This is a genomic window from Vreelandella salicampi, from assembly GCF_013415105.1.
GTDB classification, from domain to species: domain Bacteria; phylum Pseudomonadota; class Gammaproteobacteria; order Pseudomonadales; family Halomonadaceae; genus Vreelandella; species Vreelandella salicampi.
The window spans coordinates 246,037-268,506 of the sequence record NZ_JACCDF010000001.1 but is presented as its reverse complement, the minus strand read 5'-3'; the positions used below and the strand labels follow the sequence as shown (position 1 = coordinate 268,506).

Sequence of the window (22,470 nt, the reverse complement as noted above, 5' to 3'; positions counted from 1 at the left end):
AATCGCACACCGCACCTTTTTATTGTCTGGATATTTTGCCCGGAGCCCGAATGTACGATCTTGCCCGCTCGTTGCTGTTTCGCCTTGATCCTGAAACCTCCCACGGTATGGCGCTTAGCGCCCTGGAGGTGCTTCACCGCGTTGGTGGCGTTAAGCATCTGGCAGGGCCGCGAGTAGATGACCCGGTGACGCTGATGGGGCTTGTGTTTCCCAATCGTGTTGGGCTCGCGGCTGGGCTGGATAAAAATGCGGAGCATCTTGATGCACTGGGAGCGCTGGGCTTTGGCTTTATCGAAGTGGGCACCGTGACACCCAAACCCCAGCCGGGCAATCCAAAACCGCGGCTTTTTCGCCTCGCTAACCACGAGGCAATCATCAACCGCTTCGGGTTCAACAACCAAGGGGTGGCACACTTAGTTGAACAAGTGAAAAAGCGCCATTTCGATGGCATCCTCGGCATCAATATCGGCAAAAATCTCACTACCGCCGTTGAAAATGCCCTGGATGACTATCTTGTTTGTCTGGAGGCTGTCCACCCGCTGGCGGATTACATCACCATCAATATCTCCTCACCTAACACACCGGGGCTTCGTACGCTGCAGTTTGGTGAGCAGCTCGATGCGTTGTTAGGGCCGATTCGTGAAAGGGCTTTCGCGCTGGATACAGAACGTGGCCGCAAGGTGCCATTGCTGGTAAAAATCGCCCCGGATATGGACACAGACGAGGTGGCGTTGGTGGCCAAAAGCATTGAGCACAATCACTTTGACGGTGTCATTGCGACCAATACCACCGTGGCACGTGATGCCGTTCAGCACGACCCGCAGGCGCACGAGGCAGGGGGGCTTTCCGGTAGGCCTGTTTTTGAAGTGTCCAATCGCATCATCCGGCTGTTGCGCGAATATTTGCCAGCAATGCCGATTATCGGCGTCGGCGGCATCGACAGTGGCGAGACCGCGCAGGCGAAAATAGACGCGGGGGCAGATGTGGTGCAGCTTTATTCCGGGTTGATTTATCGCGGGCCTAAGCTAGTGGGCGAGTGCGCCGAAGCCCTTAAAACGCAAGTAGCAAAAAGCCCGCTGAGTTAAGCGGGCTATGCCAAGCTAATAAAGGGAATGAGAACAGGTAAACAACGCTATGTCATGACCGTGGGGTTTTTGTGAATGCCTGATACGCCCGTCATACTGTCCCATTGGTCACCGCGGCCTTCACGCCAACCGCTCATCCAGTACTCGCGTAAATTAATATTTTCACTGGGGCAAACGTCTCGGGAGCGACCGGAAACACCTGCTTTGTAGCCGTGAACATAAGCCCGCTGGAAGCGGTCACGTTTTTGTCGTTTCATTGGCTAACCTCGTTATATGAAAGCCTTTGAGGGGAAATGGCCTGTTTTTTATGGGTGAAGACAAAACCATTTCATCATCGCTTGGCGTAACATAGCCGTGATAGCGGCGTTGCAAAAAAAATGTCGAGCACTCACGTGCTGAACGTGCCGCTGACTGACAGAGAATCCTTGTCGTCGCGCAAGCGTTTTGTGTAGCTACACCTTTATTGTTAGCCCATGATGGGGTGACTTGTCGACCCTCAAATTGTCATAAGACGTAAACTTTTTTGCCATATATAGGAATATCGCGCATTTAGCGCTGCCGCCACTATGACTGATCCAAGCCAAAGCAACGAATTAGACCTGCTGGTTACTTGCCCAAAAGGGATCGAGGGCCTGCTGGCTGATGAGCTAGCGAGCCTAGGTGCCACGCCTGGCAAAACCACTGTGGCCGGGGTTTTCGCCAGTGCCAGCCACGCGACGGCATATCGGCTATGTCTCTGGTCACGGTTGGCCAACCGCGTTATCGCGGTCATTTCACGCGAGCCGCTGGTGGATACGGCAGAGCGGCTGCGCGTTGTCTCAACGCGAGTGCCCTGGGCACGCCATATTGCCTCGGGAAAAACAATTGCTGTCGATTTCCATGGCCGCAGTGAACACATACGCCATACCCGTTTCGGCGCGCAAACGGTTAAAGATGGCGTGGTGGATGCGCTCTTGCTGGCGGGGCAGGCGCGCCCGAATGTCGATACCAAAACCCCCGATGTGCGCCTATATGCCCACCTGCACCGGGAGAACCTAACGCTGGGTATCGACCTTGCCGGTGAAAGCCTGCACAGGCGTGGCTACCGCCGCGATGTGGGGCATGCGCCGCTCAAAGAAAACCTAGCGGCAGCGTTGCTGGTGCGTGCCGGTTGGCCCGAGCGCGCGAAAGCGGGCGAGCCGCTGATCGATCCGCTTTGCGGCGCGGGGACGCTACTGATTGAAGCGGCGCTGATCGCCGCCGATCAAGCACCAAACCTGCACCGTGAGCGGTTTGGTTTTCACGGCTGGGCGCTTTTTGATCGCGCCGCATGGCAAGAGCTAACGCGTGAAGCCCAGGCGCGCGCAAGCATCGGGCGCAAACGCTGTAAAAATCAGCTATTCGGCTTTGACCAAAGCCCCGCAGCACTCTCGGCGGCTAAAGCCAACGCTATGCGCGCCGGCGTTCCTGCGTTGATTACACTCACCGGCCAGAGCCTAGCAACGCTTGAAAGGCCCGCTGCGCTGGAGGGGGAACACGCCCCGAAAGGCCTACTGATCACTAACCCGCCTTATGGCGAGCGGCTCGGCGAGCTGCCGGAGCTAGTCACCCTTTACGCCACGCTGGGCGAGAAAGTGAAAGCGGCGTTCCCCGGTTGGACGCTAGCGCTTTTCACCGGCAACCCGGATTTAGGCCATCGGCTGGGCTTGCGTGCCCACAAGCAGTACGCGCTGAAAAACGGACCGCTGGATGCCAAGTTATTGCTCATGGACATTGCCGATGCGGCTGGCCCCGAACTACACGACGAGACCCATCACCCATCGCCGCGCGTATCTGAAAACGCAGAGATGTTTGCCAACCGGCTAAAAAAGAACCAGAAACGCTTAAAAAAATGGCTTAAACAAAGCGGTGAAACCTGCTATCGCCTCTATGACGCGGATATGCCGGAGTTCGCGCTGGCCATCGATGTATATGGTGATCGTGTCCACGTGCAGGAATACGCGCCGCCGCGCACGGTGAATGCCGCTCAAGCCCAAAAGCGCCTGTTTGATGCCTTGGAAGTGCTGCCTGACGCCTTGAAGGTGGATTCGAGTCATGTCTATGTGAAACGCCGCGAGCGTCAAACTGGCAGCGCCCAATATCAGAAACGCGACGCCAGCGGCGAGCGTTTTAAGGTGCAAGAAGGGTCGGCGTGGCTGTGGGTGAATCTGCGCGATTATTTGGATACCGGACTGTTTCTCGACCACCGGCCGGTGCGCCGAATGCTTAGGGAAATGGCCGAGGGTAAGCGTTTTTTGAACCTGTTCTGCTACACGGCCACCGCGACGGTGCACGCTGCCTTGGGCGGTGCGAGTGATAGCGTCAGCGTGGATATGTCCAATACCTACCTCAAGTGGGCTCAGGATAACTTCGCGCTTAATCAGCTCGACCCATCTCGCCACCGCGTGATGCGTGACGACTGTTTTCATTGGCTGGAAACGGCAAGCACAACGTTTGATGTGATTTTTATGGACCCGCCGACGTTTTCCAACTCAAAGAAAATGAGCGAGACGCTGGATATTCAGCGTGACCATTCGCAGTTGGTGAACTTGGCGATGGCGCGTTTAGCCCCGGGGGGCACGTTGGTATTCTCCAATAATCAGCGTCGCTTTGTCCTTGATGACGCCCTGGTAGAGCGCTTTGACGTTGAGGATATTTCCGCGCGCTCTTTCGACCCGGATTTCCAGCGCCGTACCAACCTGCACCATGTCTTTTTGCTGCGCCACAAGGAGGCGTCGTGATCAAACTTTGGCTTTATACCACCTTAGGCTGCCATCTATGTGCGCAGCTAGAGGCGCTGTTACATACGCTCGCCAATGACGAGGTGGTGTTGCGCCATATCGAAATCAGCGCGGACGATGATCTTATGGCGCGCTACGGCGTGCGCATCCCAGTGCTAGCCGATGCCGAAGGCGTTGAACTGGACCGAGGGTTAGACCCTAAGTGTTTGGGCGAATGGCTCAGAGTACGCGGTTGGTTGGATGAAGCGGCACTGAAAGCGCTGCTGGCGCCGCCATCAGCGCCCAAGCCGGCAAAACCCGCGTTTGAGCGCAACGGGCGGCGTTACCTGGGCTGAGAGTGACCCTGGAAGGCGGTTAAATAACGTCGAGCAGTGATAGCTGACGCATCGCTTCTTGGCCTTCGGGGGTATCGTCGGTAACGTCCAACACCTTGAGAAAACCACGCGAGTTCTGGATAGTGGCTTCGTCATCAAGCCACATCTGGGCTTGGTCACGCGTATCCGCCAGCTGGTGCTTTAAGCCACCAAACTGGGTGCCAATTTGCCCCCAGGCGCGGCTAAAAATCCAGTCGCCAAACATATCTTGATGGATATGCACCAGCACGTAGTCATGGTCGGTTTCCCAACGTACGATCACTCAGTTACCTCGCTGTTTCAAACACGTTAACTCAAACAAACTTTTCAAATATGCTAGTTAAAACGGATGGTTGCCCGTCAATGATGGCCTCTATTCTAAATCGCCAGAGACAAAACGCCATGAAACTTGTCGTCGATGCCAATATTCCCGCCGCTGATGCCTGTTTTGGCGCTTTCGGTGAGGTGATAAAACGCCCCGGGCGTGAGATCAGCGCCGAGCACCTACGTGATGTGGATGCGCTGATCATCCGCTCTGTTACCCCGGTTAACGCATCGCTGTTGGCTGAAAGCTCAGTGCGTTTTGTGGGTACCTGCACCATCGGCACCGACCATGTGGATAGCGCATATCTTGCCCAGCAAGGCATTAGGTTCGCCAATGCCCCAGGATGCAACGCGGAGGCCGTGGTGGATTATGTGCTAGCTAGCCTATTAACGCTTGCTGAGCGACAGGGTTGGCGGCTTTTAGATCGCTGTGTGGGCATTGTGGGCGTGGGCAATGTTGGCAGCCGACTGCAAGCCCGTTTGCAGGCGCTGGGAGTAAAAGTGTTGGCCTGTGACCCGCCGCGTGCCGAGCGTGAAGGGGTGAGTGAGGGGGAGACCGGTTTTGCCTCCCTTGAAACGCTGATTGAACACTGCGATGTGCTCTGCCTGCATACGCCACTGGTGAGCGCTGGCCCGCACGCCACCCGGCATTTGCTGAATGCTGAGCGTATCAACGAACTTTCTCCCGGTACGGTGGTGGTTAACGCCGGGCGCGGTGACTGTATCGACGGCTTGGCGCTACGCAGCCGCTTGGCAGGGCAGAACGACCTAACCGCCGTGCTGGATGTGTGGGAGAACGAGCCCGCCATTGACACTGCCCTTCACGACCTGGCGACGCTTGCCACTCCACACATTGCCGGTTATAGCCTGGATGGCAAACTGCGCGGCAGTTTGATGATTCATCAGGCGTTGGCCTCCCATGTGGGCGAGGCGAGTGCGCTCACGCTTGACGGTATTTGCCCGCCGCCGGCGCTGGCATCGTTCACGCTGCAGCAGGCATTGCCATGCGAAGACGCGCTGCGGCTCTGTGCCCGCGCGGTGTATGACGTCCGTCGTGATCACGAAAGCCTTACGCGGGAGGCGCACGCATTAGGGCTGGCGCAAGGCTTTGATACGTGCCGCGCGAATTATCCGCGGCGGCGCGAGTTTTCGACGTTGACCGTGTGTTTGGGTGATGAAGCTCAGCCGCTAGCGCCCGTGCTAAGCGCTGCGGGGTTTAACGTGGTATTGGCATAAAACGCCCACCGGGTGGTGGGCGTGTGAATAACAGGGCGCTATTTACTGACGATAAGCGGCTTCTTTAAGGGCGCGAATGCGGTCATCCAGTGGTGGGTGGCTGGCGAAAAGGCGCTCCATGAGCGAACGGGTTTGGCCTTTGGTAATCGCCATTGCGCGCAGGGTGTCGGGCATTTGGTCCGGTAGCTCGGTTTCGGCCTTCAATCGGGCGAGGGCGTTGACCATAGCGCCGGTGCCAGCAAGGCGTGCGCCGGCCTCGTCAGCGCGGTATTCGCGAAAGCGCGAGAACCACGCCACAATGGTAGAGGCGATAATGCCAAAAACGATTTCCGCGACGATGACCACGGCAAAATAACCCATAAAGCCAAGGCCACCCTCGCCATCCGAACGGCTTTTCAGGAAGTTATCCACCAAGTGCGCCACCACGCGCGCGAAGAACATGACGAAGGTATTGACTACCCCCTGAATCAGCGCCAGCGTCACCATATCGCCATTGGCAACATGGCCGATCTCGTGGGCCAGCACAGCGCGCACTTCTTCGGGTTGCATGCGGTTTAAAAGGCCCGCTGACACGGCCACCAGGGCATCGTCTTTGTTCCAGCCGGTGGCAAAGGCGTTAGATTGCTGCGCAGGGAAAATACCTACTTCCGGTGTTTTTATGCCCGCCTCGCGAGCCAGTTCCGCGACGGTATCCACCAGCCACTGCTCGGTTTGGTTAGACGGGTTCTCAATAATCACCGTACCGGTAGAGCGCTTGGCCATCCACTTTGAGATGAATAGCGATATCATTGAACCGGCCATGCCGCACACAAAGCAGAAAATCAGCAGGCTGGTAAAATTAATGCCCTGGCTACTGAGGTAGCTCTCCACGCCGAACAAACGCAGCGTGATACTGGCCACCAACAGCACCGCCAGGTTAGTGGCTAAAAACAGCACAATTCGCATCATGTGGCGAGATCTCCATTAAGCCTAAGTAATGACAAGTCAGTCATGATCAGTAAAAGCACAGGTTAGCACTGGTAAACGTAAGCTTAGATACGTCCACCTGCGCTGGGTTTCAAGGTAGCAGTATGTTTATTGCCGCAAGATTATTGCCGGTAGCGCGATAAAAAGTTGGCAAACCGGTCGAGGGCATCACCTAGCTGATCGGCCCAGGGCAGCGTCACGATTCGCACGTGATCCGGTTCAGGCCAGTTAAAGGCAGTGCCTTGAACCAGCAGGATTTTTTCTTGTAATAGCAAATCCAGCACCATTTTTTGGTCGTCCTGGATATTAAATATCTTAGGGTCGAGCTTGGGGAACGCATAAAGTGCGCCTTTGGGCTTGACGCAGCTGACACCGGGAATGGCATTTAGCTTTTCATGGGTAATGTCGCGTTGGGCCAGCAGACGCCCACCGGGGAGAATCAGATCGTTGATCGACTGATAGCCGCCGAGCGCGGTTTGGATGGCGTGTTGAGCGGGCACGTTGGCACAAAGGCGCATCGAGGCCAGCATGGTCAGCCCCTGGATATACCCACTGGCGCGTTGCTTGGCAATCGACCCGGAAATGGTCATCCAGCCAGAGCGAAACCCGGCACAACGATAGCTTTTGGAGAGCCCGTTCATGGTGATGACCAGCTGATCGTCATCGGCGAGCGCCCCGGTGGCGGTATGCTCGACGCCGTCGTAGAGAATCTTGTCGTAGATCTCATCGGAGAACACCACCAAATTGTGTTCACGGGCGATATCGAGCACCTCGCGCACGACTTCCGGTGGGTAGACAGCCCCGGTGGGGTTGTTGGGGTTGATCAGCACAATAGCACGGGTGTGACTTGTCACCTTGGCGCGAATGTCCGCTATGTCCGGTGCCCAATCGGCTTGCTCATCGCATAAATAATGCACACCGTGGCCGCCGGATAGGTTCGCCGCTGCCGTCCAAAGCGGGTAATCCGGGGCGGGGATCAATACCTCATCGCCATCGTTCAAAAGCGCCTGCATGGCCATCACAATCAGCTCGGAAACACCGTTGCCGATGTAGATATCCTCAATGCCGACGCCGGGGATTTCTTTGCGCTGGCACTCTTGCATGATTGCCTTGCGTGCTGAATAAAGCCCCTTGGAATCACAGTAGCCTTGGGCTGTCGGCAGGTTGCGCATCACGTCTTGCAGAATCTCTTCCGGCGCTTCAAAGCCAAACGGAGCGGGGTTGCCGATGTTGAGCTTTAAAATACGCTGGCCTTCCTCTTCCAGGCGTTTAGCGTGGTCGAGCACCGGGCCGCGAATGTCGTAGCAGACGCTATCGAGCTTGTGTGATTTGTTAAGCTGAGGGGCCTCGTGAGGCTGAGGGGTGTCCATGTTGTCGTTCCCAGTATGTGGTCGTTCCAAACGCTGCCGGCATTAAGACTCCTGCGAGGCATCCGGCTCGTTTGCCTCTGCGGGGGTGCTATCTTCGGCAGACGGTGGAATGTCGTGAGGCGTTTCTAGCGTAATTCGGCCCAGTTTGCCATCACGCAGTTCATGCAGCAGCACTTCCGCGCCACGGTGAAGGTCAACTTCGCCGCCAGGGCGTAACCCACCGCGCTTGCTGGCAATGTCTTTTAAAATGGCGTGGCCGTCAAAGCCCGCCAACGCTAAGAAATCTGGGCGTTCTGGGCCATCGGCCTCAACGGTTGGGGGCGTTTCCGGCGCTGTGTAGTTTGGTAGTGCTTTTAATTTATAACGCGCCGTCAGCGCATCCGGGTAGCGCTTCGCCAGCTCGGCGCTGGTAATGATCCCCACGTCGATATATTCAATTGCCGTATCACGAATCGCGCCGCTGGCGGCCAAGCGATAGGCGCTGGCCTGGTCTTCGATCTTGGGCCATAGCACGCCGGGCGTATCAATGAGCGCCACGCGGCCATCGATACGTACTTTTTGCTGGCGCTTGGTGACGGCGGGTTCGTTGCCGGTTTTGGCAATTTTGCGCTTGGCCAGCCCATTAATCAGCGTTGACTTACCGACGTTGGGAATGCCCATCACCATCACACGGACATCGCGGTCAGCGCGCACCTCACCGGCAAGCGCATGGCAAAGCTTGGGGATATGTTTAAGCTCACGGGCGTTAGTGGTGGTAATCGCAAGGGCTCGTGTATGGGGCTGGGCGTCAAAAAACGCGACCCAGTCGGCCGTGCGTTCAGGGTCAGCTAAATCCGCGCGCGAGAGAATTTTGAGCACTGGTTTGTGGCGCGTCAGCTCGGCAAGCATTGGGTTGGCGCTGGAGTAGGGCAGGCGCGCATCGAGCACTTCGATTACCACATCGATTTCAGGCAGCGCGTCTTTAATCTGGCGGCGCGCTTTGTTCATATGACCGGGAAACCAGCCGAGCATGGGGCTCTCCTGCGCAATGCGTTGTCAGTAATGCGGTGTCAGCATAAAAAACGGGCGACCATTCTAGCAGATGGCGCCCGCTTTGACGGATTAACCGATAGCGTTATTCGTCGGCGTGAAATTCGATTGCCACCGAGTTAATGCAGTAGCGAAGCCCCGTGGTGTCCTGGGGCCCATCGGGAAACACATGCCCGAGGTGGGCGTCGCAATGCGCGCATAGGACTTCCGTGCGTACCATGCCGTGACTTTCGTCGGTGTGCTCTTCCACGCGATGGCTGCCTAGCGGGCGATCAAAACTTGGCCAGCCGCAACCCGCATCAAATTTGTGCTCATTCTCAAATAGGGGCGTATGGCAACACACGCAGTGGTAAATGCCTTGGGCATCGCTCACTTTGCAGTCGCCGGTAAAGGGGCGTTCGGTGCCTTTTTCGCGGGTGACACGGTACTGCTCTGAGGTGAGCTGGTCGCGCCACTGTTCAGGGGTTTTTTCTACTTTGGCCATATATGCCTCCTTATCATAACGGCAAGCGATTAGCGCGTTCGCCATGCCGGTGAAGGTGGTGCTTCTAAATATTGAGTGCTGTCAGCCAGCTTGAATTTCAAGATACGTGTTATGCATCTCAGCATGTGTGATCTTAAACGGGGACGCCAGTAAAGATTGAGGCTTGACAGTTTTTCATCCGCTGATTACTATACGCGCCACCTCGACGAGGCAATGCAGTGTCCCATTCGTCTAGTGGTCCAGGACACCGCCCTTTCACGGCGGTAACAGGGGTTCGAACCCCCTATGGGACGCCACTTAAATCGTTCAGGTATCGGAGTGCGGGAATAGCTCAGCGGTAGAGCATCGCCTTGCCAAGGCGAGGGTCGGGAGTTCGAATCTCCTTTCCCGCTCCAACGTGTGTCCCATTCGTCTAGTGGTCCAGGACACCGCCCTTTCACGGCGGTAACAGGGGTTCGAACCCCCTATGGGACGCCAATCCGATGGCGAGACAACTGAATTAAGCGGGAATAGCTCAGCGGTAGAGCATCGCCTTGCCAAGGCGAGGGTCGGGAGTTCGAATCTCCTTTCCCGCTCCAGTTCAGTATCCAATACGTCCCATTCGTCTAGTGGCCTAGGACACCGCCCTTTCACGGCGGTAACAGGGGTTCGAACCCCCTATGGGACGCCAACTCGCTTCATTTCTTGCGCTGCGGGAATAGCTCAGCGGTAGAGCATCGCCTTGCCAAGGCGAGGGTCGGGAGTTCGAATCTCCTTTCCCGCTCCAAGCGCCCTCCCAAATTATTGTTTTCTGATGTTATCGCGATTTTTATCTCGGTAGGCCAAGAGCCTAGCGGGTATTGTGCATGGGTGCGGCATGGCCTTGAAAACAGGCGAGCTGCCCTTATATCACTTCCTTATAAAATGCTTTATTTTTCTTTTCTGCTGACAGGACATGTTCATGGCCGAACCGGCATTGTCGATCCGTGGGCTGACCAAAGTCTACGGCAATGGTTTTCACGCGCTTAAAGGCATCGATTTAGACGTCCAGCAGGGCGATTTTTTTGCTTTGTTGGGCCCCAACGGTGCGGGAAAATCGACCACGTTAGGTGTTGTTTGCTCGCTGGTACAAAAAAGCGCCGGCAAGGTAACGATCTTCGGTATCGATATTGATCAAGATTTTGCCAAGGCGAAGTACCAGTTGGGCGTGGTGCCGCAGGAGTTTAACTTCAACCAGTTCGAGAAAGTGATCGACATCGTGCTGGCGCAGGCAGGGTACTACGGCATGACGCGCCGCGAGGCGCTGCCCCGGGCAGAAAAGCTGCTTTCCGATTTAGGCCTTTGGGATAAGCGCAACGGTAGTGCGCGCATGCTCTCCGGCGGGATGAAGCGCCGTTTAATGATTGCGCGCGCTCTCATGCATCGGCCCAAGCTCTTGATTCTCGATGAGCCCACCGCCGGCGTCGATATCGAGTTGCGCCGCAGCATGTGGGAGTACATGCGTCGCATTAATCGCGATGAAGGAACGACCATTATTCTCACCACGCACTACCTGGAAGAAGCGGAGAGCCTGTGTCGCAATATCGCGATCATTAACAATGGTGACATTATCCGCAACACCAACGTGCGCGACCTGCTTGCTGAGCTTAATACCGAAACCTTCCTGCTTGATCTTGCCCACCCGCTAGAAGAGGCGCCGGTGGTGGAGGGGTTCGAGGTCAGTTTGACCGAGCCATCACAGCTCTCGCTGGTGATTCACCGCGGTCAGCAGATGAACGATGTTTTCGCGGCATTGAGCGAGCAAGGTATCAAAGTGGTCTCGATGCGTAACCGCGCCAATCGGCTGGAAGAGATGTTTGTGTCGATGGTTAATAGCGGCCAAAACGCCATTGATCAAACGCAACGCCAGGAGGCGCACGCATGAATGCTACGCAAACGCTGATTGCGCTGTGGACGCTCGTGGTGAAAGAGATCAAGCGCTTTACCCGCATCTGGCCGCAAACGCTTTTACCGCCGTCCATTACGATGGCCATGTACTTTATTATTTTTGGCAACTTGATTGGCTCACGCATCGGAGTGATGGATGGGTTTAGTTACATGGACTTCATCGTCCCAGGGCTGATTATGATGGCGGTAATCACTAATAGTTACTCCAACGTCGCGTCATCTTTCTTCTCTAACAAGTTCCAGCGCTCGATTGAAGAGATGATGGTCTCGCCCATGCCTAACTGGGTGATCCTCTCAGGCTTTGTGCTAGGGGGGATGGCGCGTGGCTTGGGGGTCGGGCTAATCGTAACGGTGGTATCGCTGTTCTTTACCCGTTTGAGCATGGAGCATCCCTTATTGACCGTGTTGGTCGTCGTGCTGACGTCGGCGCTGTTTTCCGTTGGCGGTTTCATCAACGCATTGCTGGCGAATAAGTTCGATGACATTTCGATTGTGCCGACGTTTATCCTGACGCCGCTGACGTACCTGGGCGGGGTTTTCTACTCGATCTCGATGCTGCCGGATTTCTGGCAGGGCGTATCGATGCTCAATCCTATTCTCTACATGGTGAATGTCTTCCGCTATGGTTTCTTGGGTGTGTCGGATATCCCCATCGGCTGGGCATTGATGGCCATCTTGGGCTTCATCGTGGTGCTCTTTACCGTGGCGCTTAAAATGCTGGAGCGTGGAAAAGGGATTCGCACATGACGCACCATCGCCCTGAAACCCTAAAGAACGCACCACTTGGACGTGAATCGGCTTACCCGGAAAATTACGACGCCGGGCTGTTGTATCCGATAGCACGTGCGACCAACCGTGCGCCGTTGGGCATTGATGATACCCGCTTGCCCTTTATTGGCGCCGATGAGTGGCATGCGTTTGAAATGTCCTGGCTTAATGCTCGCGGTAAGCCGGTGGTGGCCGTGGCACGTTTCACGTTACCCGCTGAATCCCCCCATCTGATTGAATCCAAATCCTGGAAGCTCTATCTCAATAGCTTCAACCAGACGCGCTTTGCCAGCCGAGGCGACGTCGTTCAAACGCTGACACGTGATCTTTCGCGCGCGGCGGGGGAGAGCGTTGGCGTTGAGCTGCTTGGCGTTGACGACGACGAACTCATGCCGCAACGCTTGCCCGGAAAATGCCTGGATGAGCTTGATATCAGCGTGGATGACTACACGCCTAGCGCGTCGCTGTTATCGGTTGGCGAAGACAGCGTTGAAGAGACGCTCTACTCGCATCTGCTCAAATCCAATTGCCCGGTAACCGGCCAGCCCGATTGGGGCAGTGTGCTGATTCGCTATAAAGGCCCACAAATCAATCACGAAGGGCTGTTGCGCTATTTGATTAGCTACCGTCAGCATCAAGACTTTCATGAGCACTGCGTTGAGCATATCTTTACTGACCTCATGCACCACGCAAAACCCGTTGCGTTACTGGTGCTGGCACGTTATGTGCGCCGCGGTGGGCTGGATATCAGCCCCTGGCGGGCAACGCCTGGCTTAGCGCCGCCGCACCCGCTGCGTCTGGCAAGGCAGTAAGTCACTGCGCTACAGTAAGCCACTAACATAACGGATTGGAGCCAATAATGGACGCACTCACGCTACTGCATCAACGCAGTTCCATGGGCAAATTGATGGCCCCAGCCCCATCGTCCGAGCAGCTAAAGGCGATCTACGAAGCGGCGTTGCGCGCCCCGGATCACAACGAGCTGCGCCCTTGGCGTTTTATCGAATTTAGCGGGGAAGGGCGCGAGCGTTTGGGCGAGCTGTTTGCTGAAGCGGAGTTTCAAGAAGACCCGCACGCCTCGGATACCACGCTAGACGCAGCACGCAAAAAACCACTCCGTGCGCCCATGCTTATTGCCGTGGTGGCCAAGGTAACGCCCGATGTACCCAAAGTGCCCAAAATCGAGCAGGTGATTTCGGCGGGCTGCGCAGCACACGGCATTCTACTTGCCGCCCATGCGCTAGGCTTTGGTGCTATGTGGCGCAGCGGCAAATACGCCTTCGACCCGGTGGTGCGCAAAGGGCTGCGTTTGGAAGATGACGACGAGGTGGTGGCGTTCATTTACCTAGGCACGCTTGGCGGGCGCCATAAGCCGGTGCCAGAGCACAACGTAGACGACTTTCTCGAACGCTGGGAATAATGCCCAGGGCTACAAGGCAGGGATTGGCATGACAACAGCTCGGCAACCAGGGATTCCTCATCCACGCCTACCGCTGCCGGACGGGCCGGAAGACCTGGCGGTTTTTCAGCAGTGGTTAGGAGAAGCCATCCCGATGGTAAATGCCCTCGGCATTAAGGGGATGACGCAACAAAATGACGCACTGACGTGGGAGCTTGCGTTAACGCCAAGCCTGAATGATAAGGGCACCGGCTTTGGTGGCGCGCTAACCGCGCAAACCACCCTACAGGGGTGGTGTTGGGTGACTCTCTGGCTGCGCGCGCAAGGCATTTCACGTGATGTGGTGGTCGCCGAGGCCAATCAACGCTTCCTTGCCCCGGTGACCGATGACTACCGCCTTGTCTGCACGCCAAGCCAACCCCAAGGCCCGGCAAAACTCGCCGCCAAACTGGATGAACGCGGCAAAGGGCGTATTGCTCTGACACAGCAACTTTATTGCGGCCAAACCCTTTGCTTAGAAGCTAACGGCAGCTATGTGGCACTCCCTAAAGCGTGAAAAGGCTTGCTATTTCGACACTTAGGCAATAGTATATGCGCCGTTCTGTTGTTAAAGGCACTGCCTTTCAACAGAGTGAAAAGACGGAGGGGTGTCCGAGTGGTCGAAGGAGCGCGCCTGGAAAGCGCGTAAGCCGAAAGGCTTCGAGGGTTCGAATCCCTCCCCCTCCGCCAGAAAATTTTAGAAGGGGAATCAAGCAATTAGCTTGATTCCCCTTTTTTCATTTTGGTGCTTTGGGAACGTTCCTGGGAACAATCCTGGAAATAGCTATAGCCCAAGCTTTCGATGAGCGCCTGGATGCTTTTGGTCTTCACCCTCCTGAAATAACTCCATTCCGTGGCTTTTTCTGCCTGCCACTAGAATCTGTTGATAGCCCACCATAGTCGTGTATTTGCTTATGTAAAAATGATAAGAGCTTTCGAGTCCGCTACTGTCTTCATCAGCGTTTTGAGCAAGCAGCTAGCGCACGAGATGCGCGTCCATCCCGTCGTCTGCGTCTAGTGTGTGGTAGCGCACTGATAATTTTTTTGCTTTTCTCCAAGATGATAGGACATTTCCGCTATATGGGAATTGCTCTCTAGGCCCTAAAGGGTCCGACAGATCGTCGTCATAAGGAGGAGAAACAGCGATGAGTAAGCTAACTAAATTACACCTTTCTGCTGCCTGCTTGCGTTGCATGTCGATGAGCGCCCTGACGTAACGTTGCCCACGCCCACAGCGAATCTATACAGTCGTAACACCCCCTATTACGAGGAACCAACATGCAACTCATTGATCAGCTGAGTGATGCCCAGGCAAAGGCGTATGCCAAGCATTGCCTTGAGACAAAAAATACCGAAGAGCTACGCGCTGCGACGAATGAAACTCCCGATCCAGAATTGCTTAGCGAATGGGGGCTGACGGAAGGCCAGTATGCTGAAGCCGTCACCGCGGCGTTAGCAGAACTCGGATAGTACCGGGAATAGTAGACGTCATTCACTAAGCCATAACGTTTACAGTTCATGATCAAGCTCTTCTGCCGAAATGATCAGAGCTCAGCGCCTGGTACGAATGTCGGGGGCCACTTCAGTGTGTGTCCAGAGTGTGTGGTAACGCACCGAAAAAATTCTCGCTTTTCGCCAACATGATAGGGCATTCCCGCTTTTCGGGAATTGCTCTCTAGACCCTGAAGGGCCCGGAAGTTCGTCGTCATTAAGAGGAGAAATAGCGATGACAAAGCTAACAAAATTAATTCTTTCTGCAGCCATTACCCCGGCATTTGCTTTCTGCACGGCCGCCATTGCGGAGAACCAAAACGACATGCAGAGCGAGCAGTCTAAAGATGCCACTCAGCAGTCTGATGGCTCGCCAACTACCATCGATTATGACGAGTATCGTGTCGGTGAGAAGAAGATAATCTTGCCGAAAGTCAGTGAGCAGCCCGCAGGCAAGTCGACGTCCAACGGTAAGCCTTCAAGTGCCTTTTTCGCCGCCGATGTCATCGGTAATCATGTTAATCACCGCAATTCAGATGAAAACATCGGCGAGATCAAAGACCTGATCATCGGCACAGATGGCCGTGTCGTCGGCGTCGTGGTATTGACCAGTGGCTTTCTGGTAGATGGCGGACAGGAAGCGGGACTGGCTTGGGATCAAATAAATCACAGCATGGAAGATGGCGAATCCGTGTTCTACACAGAAATTGACGAGGAAGCGCTGCGTAAAACGTTGAAGTACGTGCGCGATTGACGCAATCCATCGTCTGCGGAGGCGCGCCGTTTTACGGTTGCGACTCGTTCCCTTCTCGAAGGCGCTCGATGGACGCATTGCCCTGCTTAGACAAGGTCGCTAAGCGGTCAATCTGTTCGTCCAGCCGAGGCAGAGCCTCCTGACGATAGCTTGAAAGATCATCGATTGCGCCCATCACCTCGCCGAAGGCCTCCTCAAGTACTTGCATGTCGAGCATCGCTCCGGATGCCCGCTTCTGGATGTCCACGCCTTGCTGGCGCAGGGCTTTCGCGGTTCCGCCAATCATCTGCGACGTAGTGGTGTTGAGGGCTTCAATGCGATCCAGCACTAGGCGCTGATTGGCCATCGCCATGGCCACGGTGACTGCGACGGTGAGGGCCGAGACGGTAACGTTAATGGCCCTGTCCACCCCGCGCATCAATTCCCGGTTATTGCGGATGATAACTTCCAGCGCCAGCACGCCTTGTTGGCTCACCGCTAATTGTTGTTGGAGGTCGACGATGCGCTGGCGTAGCGGAAAGAGCAGCTCCTCCTCCAGGAATTGACGCCGCGGATCCTCGCCATCGCGAGCGGCGATCTCGTCTTGCAGGCGGTGATCGATCAAACGGCCCAGTGCAATCTGGCGGTTCAGCTCGCTAAGGATTTTATTTAGGGCTTGTTGGTCGTCGTTGAGGGTGAGGTTGTCACGATGCAGCATGTCGCGACCGCTTTCTAAGTCCTCAATGATCGCGTCCAGGGCCTGTTGGGCATTCTCGAATTTACGAAAGTAGCGCTGCAGGCGGCTATCAAGGCCGGGAATGATCGCCAGAATGCGATCCAGCGCGCTCGGCGCCAAGCGATGGCGAGCGGGATCGAGGCCTTCCATGCGGCCACGCAGATCGGTCAGCGCTTTGGCGACCGGCCCGCCTTCGTCGCCCTGGTGGGCCAACTGGCGCAGCGGTGTCTGCAACATGGCACTGCGATGGGCGGCCTGTTGCTGCAATTCAAGCCCCATCTCATCCACGGCACGGCGCTGGCAAACTACTGACTCCTTGTCACCCGCGGCAAAGATATCCTCGACAAAGCGGTCGGCCATCGCCTTTAGCTCAGGGTCGCTGTCTCGGTCATCGGGCTCGACCGAATCGGTCTGGTTAGCCCCCAACTGACTGGCAATCTCGTCCACCGGCGGCAGGGAGAGGCGATGTTTGTCATCGGATTGCTGAGCCATGGACATCTCCTGAGCTATTAAAAAAACGGATTAAATAAAATTTAGTGAAACCACGCACTACTATCGGCACATTACCACTGGCCGCCGAATTAATCTTTGCGCGCATAACGATCCGCGCCTTCGACGAAGCGGCGCAGATCCTCCAGCGCCTTTTCGGTGGTGACAGACGCTTGTGGGCGAGCCGTCTCGATGCGTGCCATGGAAACAGCGGTATCGTCGAGCACGGTCAGGGCGGATTCGATACGAGCGGCGAGTTCATTCAGCCGGTTTTCGGTTTCCGCCAGCAAATCCAGGCGCCGCTTCAGGGCGGCTCGCTCCTCACCACTCAACCGTTTGCCCTCTCGGGCCAAGCGGTCTCGCACGTAGTTGCCGTCCACACTCACCACCCCTCGCGCTTGGGACGCCATGGTCGTCAGCGTATCCACCGCACCGAAACAAACCTGAGTGACCAGACCACGCGAGCGCTCGAAAGCCAACTCGCCAGTGTGGAAACGGCCACTCAGCACATCCATCACATGGCGATGGCGGCTATAAAGGCGGTCTGCAAGGATCGCTAGGTCGGGGCGATGAGCGTCGAGCAGGTTCTGCTTGGCGTGACACATGGCCAATACCAGCTCATCGGCGCCCTCGGGTGGCCTTGCTGGATCGAGCACCGACACCCCTGCCTCATGGGCTCTACGCTCTTCTTGAGCGCGGCGCTTGCGTGCCTCGGCGTCTCTTTGGGCATTTTGGCGACGCTCTCGGCGGCGGGCCAGCCAGCCGCGCAGCGTTCGCTCGACGGGCAGCGCAACCGGAATGGCGACAATGCCCGCCAGCCAGCCAAGCAGGCTAGGGCTGAAACCTCCCCACAGAGAAGTTAGCCACATCAACATGCTGATGAAGGGAATCACCAGGCAATAGCGGGCGATTACCTGCAATCGGCCGGGAGTCGCCCCAGGAAGTGCCAGGGCAGGATTGTAGAGGCCGACCAGTAGCCAGGGCAGGCAGGTCATAAAGAGGCCATAGGAAAGTCCCTGCAGGAATCCCAACATTGATACGGCTATCCTTCATTTATGGAACGCAAACGCCGTGCGTAGAGTAACTGAGATGGGGCGTTAAGCACCAGTTAGGTTCAAGGCCGACGCGACGTTAGTCGTCCTATGGCATTTTACCCCGCGAAAATGGCACACCAACTCTTTATGATTTTTTCGTTTTTATTCTTAACGAGAGTTTATAAGAGATTTTTATGCGCCACGTTTCTTTCGCTTCGCTGCCACTGGTTACGCTGATTTCGCTTACTGCAATGCCGGCTTATGCTCAAGCCAGTTAAGCTGGGTTCGCGGCAATAAAGTAGACGCCGAGGCCGCTTGGCAATGGAACGGTGGCACGCTGCGTGCTGGTGCAAAAAAACTGCTCGACAAAACCTACAGCGATTTTCTTAATCGTAACCGCAGCGCCAGTGATCCCTTCTTAGCCAGCGATACGTCAAGCGAAGCTCTACCCCTTAATGAACCCGGTCGTAGTCTCTGATTAGGGGTTGACTACGTGTTTTAGTGGATCGCCTTGCTCGGTCATCATGGGGCATGTTTTTACTCGGGGGGAAAGATTTAATCGTTTCTTAAGATATTGTCACGATGATGGGGCGAGTATCCGTGACATCATATCGAGGAGAACGTCATGCCCCTTGCCCATTCTTTCAGTGCGCCTTTTCAGCCCGCCTTTTGTCATTACCGCACGCTCTTGCTGGTAGCGTTGGGAGTTATATGGTTGTTCGTTAATAGCCTTACTGTGCCCTGGTCAACGCTGGATTTTCCGTTGGGCTTGGTTGCCTTGATGGCAGGTACAATATGGTTTTTGATTCCGCATAGTGATGTGTATCTGGAAAGTGATGATGTCGATGATGTTTGCTTAAAAGAGGTGTTATTTAGCGTGACCATTGCCACGGTGTTAACCATGGTGGGGTTACATTTGATGGATTTTTAACTTAGCTACCCGATATCGCTTAGGGTGTTTTGGTTGACGCGACCTTAGGGCTCTGAGAAGGAAGCGTCACCTCGACACTTAACCCACCCGTTGCTCTGTTACGCATTTCGAGCGTGCCGTGATGGCGGTGGATAATGCGTTCGACGATGGAGAGCCCCAAGCCGGCGCCGCCGTTATCACTATCTCGATAAAAGCGGGCCATGACCTGCTCACGCTTATCAGGCGAAATGCCGGGGCCTTCATCAGCCACGATGAGGGTGGTGTGGTCAGTGTGTTTAGCAAGGCTGACGGTAATCGTGCCGCCGACGGGGGAGTGTTGCAGCGCGTTGCTAACCAGGTTTTGCAATAGTGTTTCGATGGCGCCTGGTTCAGCCGTTATCCACCAAGACGCCTCAGGGTTGGCATCAAGCTGTAATGTTTGGTGGTGCTGTGACGCTAGTGGCGAGAGCTTAGCAAGCGTTTCCTGCGCTTCTCGGAATAGATGTAACGGTTGAAAGACGATGCTGTCTTCATTGCCTGGCTCTAGGCGGGCGAGGGTGAGCAGTTGCGAGACCAGGCGGGTGGTACGCAGGACCCCGGCTCGCATTTCCACCAGTGCCGCTTCCCGGTCCTCCGGCGTGTTCTGTTTTTCTAATGCGTTCTGTGCATGCAGATCCATCACGGTCAAGGGGGTGCGTAATTCATGCGCCGCATCGGCAATGAAGCGCTTTTCCCGCTGGCGAAGTTCGCGAATACGCAGCATCAGCCGATTCAGCGCCGATACCATCGTATCCAGCTCGCGCGGCAGAGGCGCGACGTCCAGAGGCTGTAGAGCGTCGGGGTTGCGATTGGTAATTTGCTCAGTGAGACGTAGCAGGGGAGCTAACCCCCACCCGATGGCGTACCAGAGCATCAGCGCTAAAATGGGCAAACCGATCAGGTCAGGTATCAACGAACGAAAGGCAAAGGTTTGGATGAGCTCGCCACGCACATCGGCCCGCTCAGCCACGAGGATGCGCCGGCCGGGCTGTGTTGACATCAAGCTATATACCCGCCAACTGTCGCCGTCGACCTGATGGTCGCTATAGCCCGGTGTCTCAGCAAAGGGGCGGCTAGGCGCATTGAAGGAGCTTAGTAGGAGCGATTCCCCCTCCCAGAGCTGAAAGGCGAATTTACCTTCATAACGATGACCGGGAATGGCGTCATTCGCGACGGCAGCACGCTGCAATGCCGTTTCCAAGCGCTGAAGCAGCGCATCGTTATCGTTAATATGGGGTGTCGCCAATAGCCCCTCAAGTAAGCGGGCGTTTTGCGCTAAGTGTGCATCATAAAGCTCTTCGATTTCGTGCGTCGCGGATACATAGCTGATGACACCAATCAGCATCATGCTGACTGTAAGAACCAGCAACGTTACGCTGAGCGTGCGGCGGCGGATGGAACTCATGGCGTTGAAGTCGGTATGTCAGCGTCTAGCACGTAGCCGATACCCCGCACGGTGCGGATAAGGTTAGCGAAAAACTTCTTGCGCAGGTGATGGATATGCACCTCGATGGCATTGCTCTCAACCTCATCTTCCCAGCCGTATACCAGTTGGGTGAGGGTCTCACGGGTGAAAACACGCCCTGGGTGGCTCATCATCTCGTATAAAAGTGTAAATTCGCGGCGAGATAGCGTTATCGCTTGCTCTTGGTAAGTAACATGCAGCGTATCGGGGGAGAGCTCGATACCACGACACGTTAGGACGCTGATGCCTTTCCCGGCACTGCGTCGCAGCAAGGCACGCAGACGTGCCTTGAGTTCGGCCACTTCAAACGGCTTGATGAGATAGTCATCGGCGCCGGCGTCCAAGCCCGTGATGCGATCTTCGATGGCGTCGCGTGCTGTGAGGATAAGCACGGGAACGTGATTGTGGCGGCGACGTGCCGCGCGCAATACCTCAATGCCATCGACGCCGGGCAACCCAAGATCCAGAATGACAGCATCAAGCGGTTCGCGGCTCTCCAAGGTGGCTAATGCCTGGTGGCCATCGCTTAAATGATCCACCGTGTACCGCTCTGACTTCAACGCCAAGCGAATGCCAGATGCCAAACTCACGTCATCTTCTACGAGTAAGAGTCGCATGGCGAAACACCATCTCCTGTAGCACAAGGCGATACGGGCGCAGAGCACGTCGTTTGAGTGATCGTATCAACGACCTCTGCCGGGGTAGGCGATAACAATACCTGATCGGCATGACCCCGTGGGGCAAACTTTTGTGAACCTGCGACGTTCAGTACCGCCGTCACGGGTACATCTAGCGCGACAGCCATGTGCATGGGCCCCGTATCCGGCGTGATTATGCGCGGAAGCTGCCCCAGCGTTGCAGCAAAGGTGCGTAGCGGCATGCTAGGGGCGATATGGCCGTGGCGGCCGACATGGTGTTGAAGCGCCGGCTGCAGCGCGGCCTCTTCCGGACCGATGAGCAGAATAAAGCGAATACCGCGGGCGTTGAGTGCATCGCACAGCGCTTGCCAGAAGGCCAAAGGAAGGCGCTTATTCAAGTGGCCCCCCACGAAGACCCCAACGTCGAAGGGAACGTGAGACAACTGCTTGAGTTGCGTCTGTGCCTGCGCCTGTTCTGTGTCCGAGATCATCATCCACGGGCGTGTTTCGCAGTCAAGCCCGAGAGAGTGCGCGATGGTGGCCGCCATGTCATAGGCATGCGTCTGCCCGAGAGGCAAGGGATAGACAGCATCATAGCGTCCCGCTAGACGCGCATTAGCCCCTAGGGTGCGCCGTGCGCCGGCGGCTTTCAAACAAAGCCAGCCCGTCAAGGACGTGTCGGCTACTTGAATGGCCAGGTCATAGCGTCGCTGGCGTAGCGTTCGCCACAGCGCAAGCAGTTTCCACGGGCGAACCAGCATGTCGCGGCTGAGCGCATGACAGTGCGTCAGTGGCATTCCTTTAAACAGTGACACGGTCGTATCGGTGGCTAAATAATCAATCTCAATATCAGGACGCGCCCGCGCAAAGGCGTCAATTAACCGCGCGCTGATCAGGGCATTACCAATGCGGAAATTGGGACGAACCAACAGCACGCGCGTAACACCATCCAAGGTAGCTGGGAACGCATGGGTGGGGTCAAAGGAGCTGGCGAGTCGGCGATAGAGCCAGGCTTTAGCACTTTTTTCCAGTGTTTTGCCCAAGCGTCGCATGGCGGTGTGACGGCGTAAGCGGGTGAGTACAGTCATGAAAGGGCCACTCGTGTAAAACTAGAGAGTGGCCACTATCCAGGTGCTTTCTTAACAAGCCCTTAAGGTTACCTATTTACCCTCCTGTCGACGCAGTAACAGAACGGTT

23 protein-coding genes and 7 tRNA genes are annotated in these 22,470 nt (G+C 55.9%); 19 read left to right on the top strand and 11 right to left on the bottom strand.

What is annotated here, in order from left to right:
• The first annotated feature begins 50 nt into the window (after window positions 1-50).
• Window positions 51-1,085, top strand: coding sequence for a quinone-dependent dihydroorotate dehydrogenase (locus HZS81_RS01335; RefSeq protein ID WP_179928745.1), 1,035 nt, complete (start codon window positions 51-53; stop codon window positions 1,083-1,085).
• Between the two features lie 47 nt (window positions 1,086-1,132).
• Here HZS81_RS01335 and rmf read toward each other — a convergent pair whose 3' ends face one another.
• The gene (gene rmf, locus HZS81_RS01330) at window positions 1,133-1,342 is read right to left on the bottom strand and encodes a ribosome modulation factor (protein ID WP_179928744.1); all 210 of its coding nucleotides are present in this window, start codon (window positions 1,340-1,342) and stop codon (window positions 1,133-1,135) included.
• A gap of 309 nt (window positions 1,343-1,651) precedes the next feature.
• Between rmf and rlmKL the strand changes: the two genes are divergently transcribed.
• Window positions 1,652-3,844 (top strand): bifunctional 23S rRNA (guanine(2069)-N(7))-methyltransferase RlmK/23S rRNA (guanine(2445)-N(2))-methyltransferase RlmL, encoded by a 2,193-nt coding sequence (gene rlmKL, locus HZS81_RS01325; protein WP_179928743.1) that lies wholly within the window; start codon window positions 1,652-1,654, stop codon window positions 3,842-3,844.
• Entirely contained in the window at window positions 3,841-4,179 is a 339-nt protein-coding gene (locus HZS81_RS01320; RefSeq protein WP_179928742.1) for a glutaredoxin family protein, read from the top strand. The genes rlmKL and HZS81_RS01320 overlap by 4 nt, the downstream gene beginning before the upstream one ends.
• 19 nt (window positions 4,180-4,198) lie before the next feature.
• Here HZS81_RS01320 and HZS81_RS01315 read toward each other — a convergent pair whose 3' ends face one another.
• The gene (locus tag HZS81_RS01315; protein WP_179928741.1) at window positions 4,199-4,480 is read right to left on the bottom strand and encodes a hypothetical protein; all 282 of its coding nucleotides are present in this window, start codon (window positions 4,478-4,480) and stop codon (window positions 4,199-4,201) included.
• A 119-nt stretch (window positions 4,481-4,599) separates the two neighbouring features.
• Between HZS81_RS01315 and pdxB the strand changes: the two genes are divergently transcribed.
• Window positions 4,600-5,757, top strand: a complete 1,158-nt coding sequence (gene pdxB, locus HZS81_RS01310; RefSeq protein ID WP_179928740.1) for a 4-phosphoerythronate dehydrogenase PdxB — start codon at window positions 4,600-4,602, stop codon at window positions 5,755-5,757.
• Between the two features lie 42 nt (window positions 5,758-5,799).
• Here the strand turns inward: pdxB and htpX are convergent, their stop codons facing one another.
• The 4 genes from htpX to msrB all read right to left on the bottom strand — a co-directional run bounded on the left by htpX (window position 5,800) and on the right by msrB (window position 9,606).
• Complete coding sequence (gene htpX / locus HZS81_RS01305; RefSeq protein ID WP_179928739.1) at window positions 5,800-6,705, bottom strand: protease HtpX; 906 nt, start codon at window positions 6,703-6,705, stop codon at window positions 5,800-5,802.
• Window positions 6,706-6,845: 140 nt separating this feature from the next.
• Complete coding sequence (locus HZS81_RS01300; protein ID WP_179928738.1) at window positions 6,846-8,093, bottom strand: pyridoxal phosphate-dependent aminotransferase; 1,248 nt, start codon at window positions 8,091-8,093, stop codon at window positions 6,846-6,848.
• Window positions 8,094-8,135: 42 nt separating this feature from the next.
• Window positions 8,136-9,104, bottom strand: coding sequence for a ribosome biogenesis GTPase YlqF (ylqF, locus tag HZS81_RS01295; protein ID WP_179928737.1), 969 nt, complete (start codon window positions 9,102-9,104; stop codon window positions 8,136-8,138).
• Window positions 9,105-9,207: 103 nt separating this feature from the next.
• The gene (gene msrB / locus HZS81_RS01290) at window positions 9,208-9,606 is read right to left on the bottom strand and encodes a peptide-methionine (R)-S-oxide reductase MsrB (RefSeq protein WP_179928736.1); all 399 of its coding nucleotides are present in this window, start codon (window positions 9,604-9,606) and stop codon (window positions 9,208-9,210) included.
• Window positions 9,607-9,826: 220 nt separating this feature from the next.
• On the opposite strand from msrB, the gene HZS81_RS01285 reads away from it, so the two are divergent.
• The 14 genes from HZS81_RS01285 (at window position 9,827) to HZS81_RS01220 (ending at window position 15,983) form a co-directional block, all read left to right on the top strand.
• A tRNA-Glu gene (locus HZS81_RS01285) sits at window positions 9,827-9,902 on the top strand.
• Between the two features lie 24 nt (window positions 9,903-9,926).
• Window positions 9,927-10,001 (top strand) — tRNA-Gly (locus HZS81_RS01280).
• A gap of 6 nt (window positions 10,002-10,007) precedes the next feature.
• Window positions 10,008-10,083: transfer RNA gene (locus HZS81_RS01275), tRNA-Glu, on the top strand.
• Between the two features lie 26 nt (window positions 10,084-10,109).
• Window positions 10,110-10,184: transfer RNA gene (locus tag HZS81_RS01270), tRNA-Gly, on the top strand.
• A gap of 16 nt (window positions 10,185-10,200) precedes the next feature.
• Window positions 10,201-10,276 (top strand) — tRNA-Glu (locus HZS81_RS01265).
• 21 nt (window positions 10,277-10,297) lie between these two features.
• Window positions 10,298-10,372: transfer RNA gene (locus tag HZS81_RS01260), tRNA-Gly, on the top strand.
• A gap of 174 nt (window positions 10,373-10,546) precedes the next feature.
• Window positions 10,547-11,509, top strand: a complete 963-nt coding sequence (locus HZS81_RS01255; RefSeq protein ID WP_179928735.1) for an ABC transporter ATP-binding protein — start codon at window positions 10,547-10,549, stop codon at window positions 11,507-11,509.
• Window positions 11,506-12,279 carry an ABC transporter permease gene (locus tag HZS81_RS01250; RefSeq protein WP_179928734.1) on the top strand — a complete coding sequence of 258 codons (774 nt, stop codon included), beginning with the start codon at window positions 11,506-11,508 and terminating at the stop codon, window positions 12,277-12,279. Before HZS81_RS01255 ends, HZS81_RS01250 begins: the two co-directional genes overlap by 4 nt.
• The gene (queF, locus tag HZS81_RS01245) at window positions 12,276-13,112 is read left to right on the top strand and encodes an NADPH-dependent 7-cyano-7-deazaguanine reductase QueF (protein WP_179928733.1); all 837 of its coding nucleotides are present in this window, start codon (window positions 12,276-12,278) and stop codon (window positions 13,110-13,112) included. Before HZS81_RS01250 ends, queF begins: the two co-directional genes overlap by 4 nt.
• A gap of 47 nt (window positions 13,113-13,159) precedes the next feature.
• Window positions 13,160-13,720, top strand: a complete 561-nt coding sequence (locus HZS81_RS01240; RefSeq protein WP_179928732.1) for a nitroreductase family protein — start codon at window positions 13,160-13,162, stop codon at window positions 13,718-13,720.
• Between the two features lie 28 nt (window positions 13,721-13,748).
• A complete protein-coding gene (locus HZS81_RS01235; RefSeq protein WP_179928731.1) occupies window positions 13,749-14,255 on the top strand; it encodes a YiiD C-terminal domain-containing protein in 507 nt (168 codons plus the stop codon).
• An 85-nt stretch (window positions 14,256-14,340) separates the two neighbouring features.
• A tRNA-Ser gene (locus HZS81_RS01230) sits at window positions 14,341-14,428 on the top strand.
• Window positions 14,429-15,016: 588 nt separating this feature from the next.
• Window positions 15,017-15,208: a hypothetical protein gene (locus HZS81_RS01225; protein WP_179928730.1), complete on the top strand. Its 192-nt coding sequence runs from the start codon at window positions 15,017-15,019 to the stop codon at window positions 15,206-15,208.
• 256 nt (window positions 15,209-15,464) lie between these two features.
• Window positions 15,465-15,983 carry a PRC-barrel domain-containing protein gene (locus HZS81_RS01220; protein ID WP_179928729.1) on the top strand — a complete coding sequence of 173 codons (519 nt, stop codon included), beginning with the start codon at window positions 15,465-15,467 and terminating at the stop codon, window positions 15,981-15,983.
• A 31-nt stretch (window positions 15,984-16,014) separates the two neighbouring features.
• Here the strand turns inward: HZS81_RS01220 and HZS81_RS01215 are convergent, their stop codons facing one another.
• Complete coding sequence (locus HZS81_RS01215; protein WP_179928728.1) at window positions 16,015-17,190, bottom strand: toxic anion resistance protein; 1,176 nt, start codon at window positions 17,188-17,190, stop codon at window positions 16,015-16,017.
• 89 nt (window positions 17,191-17,279) lie between these two features.
• Window positions 17,280-18,221 carry a cobyrinic acid a,c-diamide synthase gene (locus HZS81_RS01210; protein WP_179928727.1) on the bottom strand — a complete coding sequence of 314 codons (942 nt, stop codon included), beginning with the start codon at window positions 18,219-18,221 and terminating at the stop codon, window positions 17,280-17,282.
• Window positions 18,222-18,846: 625 nt separating this feature from the next.
• Between HZS81_RS01210 and HZS81_RS01205 the strand changes: the two genes are divergently transcribed.
• Window positions 18,847-19,152, top strand: a complete 306-nt coding sequence (locus HZS81_RS01205) for a hypothetical protein (protein WP_179928726.1) — start codon at window positions 18,847-18,849, stop codon at window positions 19,150-19,152.
• Between the two features lie 19 nt (window positions 19,153-19,171).
• On the opposite strand, the gene HZS81_RS01200 is transcribed toward HZS81_RS01205, so the two are convergent.
• From HZS81_RS01200 to HZS81_RS01190, 3 genes are read right to left on the bottom strand one after another with little or no spacing between them, the layout of a single operon-like run.
• Window positions 19,172-20,575: an ATP-binding protein gene (locus HZS81_RS01200; protein WP_179928725.1), complete on the bottom strand. Its 1,404-nt coding sequence runs from the start codon at window positions 20,573-20,575 to the stop codon at window positions 19,172-19,174.
• Window positions 20,572-21,252 (bottom strand): response regulator, encoded by a 681-nt coding sequence (locus tag HZS81_RS01195; RefSeq protein WP_179928724.1) that lies wholly within the window; start codon window positions 21,250-21,252, stop codon window positions 20,572-20,574. The genes HZS81_RS01200 and HZS81_RS01195 overlap by 4 nt, the downstream gene beginning before the upstream one ends.
• Window positions 21,234-22,361 (bottom strand): glycosyltransferase family 9 protein, encoded by a 1,128-nt coding sequence (locus HZS81_RS01190; RefSeq protein WP_179928723.1) that lies wholly within the window; start codon window positions 22,359-22,361, stop codon window positions 21,234-21,236. The genes HZS81_RS01195 and HZS81_RS01190 overlap by 19 nt, the downstream gene beginning before the upstream one ends.
• Window positions 22,362-22,470: the final 109 nt, after the last annotated feature.

Bases quoted from the DNA above. Each gene is read 5' to 3' on its own strand.
- HZS81_RS01335 (WP_179928745.1), top strand. From the start codon at position 51: ATGTACGATCTTGCCCGCTCGTTGCTGTTTCGCCTTGATCCTGAAACC.
- rmf (WP_179928744.1), bottom strand. From the start codon at position 1,342: ATGAAACGACAAAAACGTGACCGCTTCCAGCGGGCTTATGTTCACGGC.
- rlmKL (WP_179928743.1), top strand. From the start codon at position 1,652: ATGACTGATCCAAGCCAAAGCAACGAATTAGACCTGCTGGTTACTTGC.
- pdxB (WP_179928740.1), top strand. From the start codon at position 4,600: ATGAAACTTGTCGTCGATGCCAATATTCCCGCCGCTGATGCCTGTTTT.
- htpX (WP_179928739.1), bottom strand. From the start codon at position 6,705: ATGATGCGAATTGTGCTGTTTTTAGCCACTAACCTGGCGGTGCTGTTG.
- HZS81_RS01300 (WP_179928738.1), bottom strand. From the start codon at position 8,093: ATGGACACCCCTCAGCCTCACGAGGCCCCTCAGCTTAACAAATCACAC.
- ylqF (WP_179928737.1), bottom strand. From the start codon at position 9,104: ATGCTCGGCTGGTTTCCCGGTCATATGAACAAAGCGCGCCGCCAGATT.
- msrB (WP_179928736.1), bottom strand. From the start codon at position 9,606: ATGGCCAAAGTAGAAAAAACCCCTGAACAGTGGCGCGACCAGCTCACC.
- HZS81_RS01255 (WP_179928735.1), top strand. From the start codon at position 10,547: ATGGCCGAACCGGCATTGTCGATCCGTGGGCTGACCAAAGTCTACGGC.
- HZS81_RS01250 (WP_179928734.1), top strand. From the start codon at position 11,506: ATGAATGCTACGCAAACGCTGATTGCGCTGTGGACGCTCGTGGTGAAA.
- queF (WP_179928733.1), top strand. From the start codon at position 12,276: ATGACGCACCATCGCCCTGAAACCCTAAAGAACGCACCACTTGGACGT.
- HZS81_RS01240 (WP_179928732.1), top strand. From the start codon at position 13,160: ATGGACGCACTCACGCTACTGCATCAACGCAGTTCCATGGGCAAATTG.
- HZS81_RS01235 (WP_179928731.1), top strand. From the start codon at position 13,749: ATGACAACAGCTCGGCAACCAGGGATTCCTCATCCACGCCTACCGCTG.
- HZS81_RS01225 (WP_179928730.1), top strand. From the start codon at position 15,017: ATGCAACTCATTGATCAGCTGAGTGATGCCCAGGCAAAGGCGTATGCC.
- HZS81_RS01220 (WP_179928729.1), top strand. From the start codon at position 15,465: ATGACAAAGCTAACAAAATTAATTCTTTCTGCAGCCATTACCCCGGCA.
- HZS81_RS01215 (WP_179928728.1), bottom strand. From the start codon at position 17,190: ATGGCTCAGCAATCCGATGACAAACATCGCCTCTCCCTGCCGCCGGTG.
- HZS81_RS01210 (WP_179928727.1), bottom strand. From the start codon at position 18,221: ATGTTGGGATTCCTGCAGGGACTTTCCTATGGCCTCTTTATGACCTGC.
- HZS81_RS01205 (WP_179928726.1), top strand. From the start codon at position 18,847: ATGCCCCTTGCCCATTCTTTCAGTGCGCCTTTTCAGCCCGCCTTTTGT.
- HZS81_RS01200 (WP_179928725.1), bottom strand. From the start codon at position 20,575: ATGAGTTCCATCCGCCGCCGCACGCTCAGCGTAACGTTGCTGGTTCTT.
- HZS81_RS01195 (WP_179928724.1), bottom strand. From the start codon at position 21,252: ATGCGACTCTTACTCGTAGAAGATGACGTGAGTTTGGCATCTGGCATT.
- HZS81_RS01190 (WP_179928723.1), bottom strand. From the start codon at position 22,361: ATGACTGTACTCACCCGCTTACGCCGTCACACCGCCATGCGACGCTTG.